At 62.7% G+C, this 4523-nt stretch carries 4 protein-coding genes; 1 reads left to right on the forward strand and 3 read right to left on the reverse strand.

The window, feature by feature from the left end; all coding sequences use genetic code 11:
* Positions 1–124 precede the first annotated feature (124 nt).
* The 3 genes from tpiA to trmL all read right to left on the reverse strand — a co-directional run bounded on the left by tpiA (position 125) and on the right by trmL (position 3176).
* Positions 125–898 carry a triose-phosphate isomerase gene (tpiA, locus tag B5F19_RS16460; RefSeq protein ID WP_087292770.1) on the reverse strand — a complete coding sequence of 258 codons (774 nt, stop codon included), beginning with the start codon at positions 896–898 and terminating at the stop codon, positions 125–127.
* A gap of 273 nt (positions 899–1171) precedes the next feature.
* The gene (locus tag B5F19_RS16470; RefSeq protein ID WP_087292776.1) at positions 1172–2365 is read right to left on the reverse strand and encodes a phosphoglycerate kinase; all 1194 of its coding nucleotides are present in this window, start codon (positions 2363–2365) and stop codon (positions 1172–1174) included.
* A gap of 322 nt (positions 2366–2687) precedes the next feature.
* Positions 2688–3176, reverse strand: a complete 489-nt coding sequence (gene trmL, locus B5F19_RS16475; protein ID WP_204248358.1) for a tRNA (uridine(34)/cytosine(34)/5-carboxymethylaminomethyluridine(34)-2'-O)-methyltransferase TrmL — start codon at positions 3174–3176, stop codon at positions 2688–2690.
* A 467-nt stretch (positions 3177–3643) separates the two neighbouring features.
* Here trmL and B5F19_RS16480 point away from each other — a divergent pair, with 467 nt between their 5' ends.
* Positions 3644–4261, forward strand: coding sequence for an MBL fold metallo-hydrolase (locus B5F19_RS16480; RefSeq protein ID WP_087292782.1), 618 nt, complete (start codon positions 3644–3646; stop codon positions 4259–4261).
* The last annotated feature ends 262 nt before the right edge of the window (positions 4262–4523 follow it).

A 4523-nucleotide genomic window follows, 5' to 3' on the forward strand; every position in this document is an offset into this window, starting at 1 on the left:
CTGTTATTTTAAAATCCTCGGGCGAAGTAAATTCGCCCTGCGGCAAGGTTTGCTTCGCAAACGCTTGGACGCGCCATTCGGCGCGTCCTGCGCTGCGCGCAGGACGTGAACGGCGGCCAGGAGATTATTCCTGATTGGCGGATTTGATGATCTCTACGAAGTCGGCGGGCTTCAGGGAGGCGCCGCCGATCAGGCCGCCGTCCACGTCGGGCTGGGCCAGGAGCTCAGCGGCGTTCTTGGCGTTCATGGAGCCGCCGTACTGGATGGTGACGGAGCGGGCCACGTGGGCGCCGTACAGCTTGCGGATGACGGCGCGGATGGCCTGGCACACCTCGCCGGCCTGCTCGGCAGTGGCGGTCTTGCCGGTGCCGATGGCCCACAGGGGCTCATAGGCGATGACCACGTGGCGCATCTTGTCGGCGGGCACGCCGGCCAGGGCGCACTTCACCTGGTAGGCGATGAGCTCCATGGTCACGCCCAGCTCCCGCTGCTCCAGGCTCTCGCCCACGCACACGATGGGGTAGAGGCCGGCGTTGATGGCGGCGTGGACCTTCTTGTTCACGGTGAAGTCGGTCTCGTTGTAGTACTGGCGGCGCTCGGAGTGGCCGATGATCACGTACTTGGCGCCGGCCTCCTTGATCATCTCGGCGGTGATCTCGCCAGTGTAGGCGCCGTGGTCCTCATAGTGGCAGGTCTCGGCGCCGATGGCGATGTGGCAGTCCTTGAACAGGCGCACGGCGGTGGTGATGTTCACCGCGGGGACGCACAGGACCACATTGCACCACTTGCCCCGGGGCATGATGGGCTTGAGCTCCTCGGCGAAGGCCTTCATCTGGGACAGGGTGTTATTCATTTTCCAGTTGCCAGCGATAATAGTCTTGCGATAACGACGGTTCATTGGTATTTCTCTCCATTCTTTCCTTTAACATTTTACAATAATATCGATTCGCGGTAGGGACGGCTATCAGCCGCCCGCGGGCGCATACTATGCGCCCCTACTGCGCTCTTACTTGTCCAGCAGGCAGGCCGCGCCGGGCGTCGTCGGAGCAAGCTCCGTATCCCTCGCTTCCCCGCAGGCGGGAAAGCTCGCTCACTTCGCTGCTCCTCCTCTCCCCACGCGGCCCGCTTGCGCTGGGCTCGCGCGGGGACCCCGGAGCTGCCCGGACAGAAATTATTTGTCCAGCAGGCAGGCCACGCCGGGCAGCTCCTTGCCCTCGAGGAATTCGAGGGAAGCGCCGCCGCCGGTGGAGATGTGGGTCATCTTGTCGGCATAGCCCAGCTGAGCCACGGCGGCCGCGGAGTCGCCGCCGCCCACGATGGTGATGGCGTCGGTCTCGGCCAGGGCCTTGGCCACCGCGCGGGTACCCTCGGCGAAGGCGGGGAACTCAAACACGCCCATGGGGCCGTTCCAGATGACGGTGCCCGCGTCCTTCACGGCGTCGGAGTAGAGCTGAATGGTCTTGGGGCCGATGTCCATGCCCATCATGCCGTCGGGGATATCCACCCCGTCCACCAGGTGGGCCTCGGCGTCGGCGGAGAACTCGGTGGCGGCCAGGCCGTCCACGGGGAGGAGCAGCTTGACGCCTTTCTCCTTGGCCTTCTCCACCATCTCGCCGGCGTACTGAATCCAGTCCTCCTCCAGCAGGGACTTGCCCACCTTGGCGCCCTGGGCCTTGGCGAAGGTGTAGGACATGCCGCCGCCGATGATGATGGTGTCGGCGATGTTCAGCAGGTTGTTGATGACGCCGATCTTGGAGGACACCTTGGAGCCGCCCAGGATGGCCACCAGGGGGCGCTTGGGGTTGGCCAGGGCGCCGCCCATGACCTCCAGCTCCTTCTGGATCAGGAAGCCGGACACGGCGGGCAGATAGGCGGCCACGCCGGCGGTGGAGGCGTGGGCACGGTGGACCGCGCCGAAGGCGTCGGACACATAGATCTCCGCCATAGAGGCCATTTCCTTGGCCAGCTCGGGGTCGTTCTTGGTCTCGCCCGGCTCAAAGCGGGTGTTCTCCAGCAGCATGATCTCCCCGGGCTTGAGGGCGGCGGCCTTGGCCTTGGCGTCGGGGCCGACCACGTCCCCGGCCATGATCACCGGCTTGCCCAGCAGCTCGCTGAGGCGGACGGACACCGGCTTCAGGGACAGCTCGGGCTTCACCTCGCCCTTGGGCTTGCCCAGGTGGGAGCAGGCGATCACAGCGGCGCCCTGGTCCAGCAGGTACTGAATGGTGGGCAGGGCGGCGCGGATGCGCTTATCGTCGGTGATGGCTCCGGTGGTCTTGTCCTGAGGGACATTGAAGTCGCAGCGCAGAAGCACCTTCTTGCCGGAGACGTCGATGTCCTTGACCGTCTTTTTGTTGTAGTTCATGGCAGTAAAACTCCTCTCTGAAACAAAGATTGGAACAGTCAGCAATTTATTTGGAAACCGCCCGCCAGAGAGGAACCGGGATCTGACTCCGGCGGGGAGATCCTTCCTTCACAGTGTGCCCGCAAACACGGGGTTTTTGCGCCTATTGGCCGGCCCGCGCCATCTCGCCGGTGCCGGTCAAACCGGGAAAGCCCTGTTGGCGCAGCGCCATTTCCCGGCAAAACATGTTTTGCCGGGAGCCCTCCGGGCGGGATTTCAATTCGCATGCCGGACGTGAAGTCCGTCATGCTCCGCCGCAAAAGCGGCGGCTCGCGTTCGCTCGCTACTCGGCCTGCGCCATCTCGCCGGTGCCGGTCAAACCGGGAAAGCCCTGCTGGCGCAGCGCCTCGTAGGTTAAAATAGCCACAGAATTGGACAGATTCAGACTCCGGGCGTCCTCCCGCATGGGGATGCGGATGCACCGCTCGAAGTGCTCCTCCCGGAACCACTGGGGAAGCCCGGCGGTCTCTTTGCCGAAAAACAGCCAGCATCCATCCTGAAAATGGGCGCTGGTGTAGTCCTGGGGGGCTTTGGTGGTGGCCAGCCACAGGTCGGGGTTGGGGTGTTCCGCAAAAAAGTGGTCCAGGCTGTGGTACACATGCAGGTCCACCATGGGCCAGTAGTCCAGCCCCGCCCGTTTGACCGCCTTTTCGCTGATGTCGAAGCCCAGGGGCTCAATGAGATGGAGGCGGCTCCGGGTGGCGGCGCAGGTGCGGGCGATGTTGCCGCAGTTCTGCGGGATCTCCGGTTCCACCAGTACAATGTTCAGCAAAGCAAGCCCTCCTCGCATATCGGTTCTCATTGTATTCCAAACGGCGGAGAAATTCAACTATAAATTGGTCGAAAAATTACAAAAAAATCCGAAAACAACCTAAAACCACTAGGAAGGGATATACTTTTGTAAAAATGGGAAATTAAGGGGAGGCTTACCTGCGCAAAACCCGGCATTGTGCCGAACTTCCCGGAAAAAAAGAGAACATAAGCGGCGGGCTGGCGGGGTCAGAAGACGATTCCGAGGGCAAAAAACGACGGTTCAGGTGCGGTCTGGGCGGGATCAGCGGGAAAAAAGATTCCCATTCCGCCGCCGCTGTGGTATAATTGTGACAATTCACCAAGGGATCTTCCCTCGTTTCCCCTTGACACGGGCTTCGGCCGGCGGAGGGCGGGGAGCCTCCTGGAGTTTTACCGAGCGGACATACCGGATGAATCCGCAAGCTGACACAGAAAGGATGGAATTTTATGCGCCTGATCTGGAACGGACATTCCTGCTTTACCCTGGAGACTGCCGGAGGCACTGTGGTGGTCGACCCCTATCTGGACGGCTCGGTGCCGGGACTGGCCCCCATCCGCCTGAGGGCGGACGCGGTGTACTGCAGCCACGACCACCGGGACCACGGAGCGAGGGAGCTGGTGGCCCTCACCGGAGAGAAGCCCGATGTGGCGGTGGAGACGATCCACACCTGGCACGATGACCAGCAGGGCGCTCAGAGAGGGCCCAATACCATCCATATCTTCCAGGCCGAGGGCCTGCGGGTGGCCCATCTGGGGGACCTGGGCTGTGAGCTGGAGCCGGAACAGATGGATGCCCTGAAGGGGCTGGACGCCCTGATGATCCCGGTGGGCGGCTTCTACACCATTGACGCCAAGCAGGCCCGTGCCCTGGTGGATCAGCTGAAGCCCCGGGTAACGGTTCCCATGCACTACCGCGGCGGCTCCTTCGGCTACGATGTGATCGGGCCGCTGGAGGACTACCTGGAGCTGTGCGGGGATGTGGTCCGCTATCCGGGCAATGTGCTGGTGCTGGACAAGGACACCCCCGGCCAGACGGCGGTGCTCACCTACCTCCCCCAGAAGTAAGAGAGGAGCCGTGTGCTCCGGAATCAAAGCAAAACAAGGCCGCCGGCTGTGCCGGCGGCCTTCAGGCTGTCGAAAAAGTCTAAGGACTTTTCCAACAGCCTGAAAAAATGCCGTTACTTTCCCGCCGCTGCGCGGCGGAAAAGTCCTCGCTGTGCTCGCTGAACGCCTTGCCATGCAAGGCATTCAGGGCATTCGATCCCACTCGAGGCGGGCTGCCGCCCCCTCGAGCTCCCCCGCCAACACTCGGGCGGATTCGTCTGAA

Origin of the sequence: Pseudoflavonifractor sp. An184 (assembly GCF_002160305.1) — a bacterium.
GTDB classification, from domain to species: domain Bacteria; phylum Bacillota; class Clostridia; order Oscillospirales; family Oscillospiraceae; genus Lawsonibacter; species Lawsonibacter pullicola.

Bases quoted from the DNA above. Each gene is read 5' to 3' on its own strand.
- tpiA (WP_087292770.1), bottom strand. From the start codon at position 898: ATGAACCGTCGTTATCGCAAGACTATTATCGCTGGCAACTGGAAAATG.
- B5F19_RS16470 (WP_087292776.1), bottom strand. From the start codon at position 2,365: ATGAACTACAACAAAAAGACGGTCAAGGACATCGACGTCTCCGGCAAG.
- B5F19_RS16480 (WP_087292782.1), top strand. From the start codon at position 3,644: ATGCGCCTGATCTGGAACGGACATTCCTGCTTTACCCTGGAGACTGCC.